We start from the raw sequence: 665 nt of genomic DNA on the forward strand, positions 1-665 counted from the left end.
GCCCCTCACTGGAATAAAATCACAAAATTTGACCGGCGTATTGCGGAGGAAATATGGGAGCAGTCCAGCTAAGCCACATCAAAGCCTATATTTCTAACAACTTCAGGAGCCTTATCGACCTGAGTGATGCCCGCTCTGATAGTGAGCGTGAAGCTCTATTGCTTACACGCGGGCTAGCTGCAATGGCGATACAACTTTTATCTGGAATTTCTTTTGATACTGCGGCTGCATCAATAACAGACGGCTTTAATGACGGAGAGATTGATGCAATATATCACGACATTACAAAGAAGGAACTTCTATTTGTCCAGTCAAAGTGGTCTGACGATGGCGGCAAGACCATTTCTCAGGGCGATAACCTTAAGTTCATTAATGGACTAAAGAGCATCATTCGTCCAGATTTTTCACAATTCAACGACAAGATAAAAAGCAGAGAGACAGATATTACGTCATTTTTGTATGAAGCTAACTATACTGTAAAAATAATTATAGCACATGTTAGCAACGATAGCATATCAACTCATTGCATCAATGACATCAATTCGTTTCTTGATGAAATGAATGATACTAGCGATTTATTTTCTTTCGAAGAAATCAATCAGCGCAAGCTACATAGATTTGTACGCGATGAGGGTGAACAGAGTATTGATATTGAAATAGATTTA

The 665-nt window shown here is 39.4% G+C and carries 1 protein-coding gene; it reads left to right on the forward strand.

What is annotated here, in order from left to right; all coding sequences use genetic code 11:
• Positions 1-53: 53 nt before the first annotated feature.
• The coding region (locus ACQRA4_RS13835) for a hypothetical protein (protein ID WP_427823629.1) at positions 54-665 on the forward strand (612 nt) is incomplete at its 3' end.

The organism is Desulfovibrio sp. SGI.169, from assembly GCF_050313595.1.
GTDB lineage: Bacteria > Desulfobacterota > Desulfovibrionia > Desulfovibrionales > Desulfovibrionaceae > Desulfovibrio.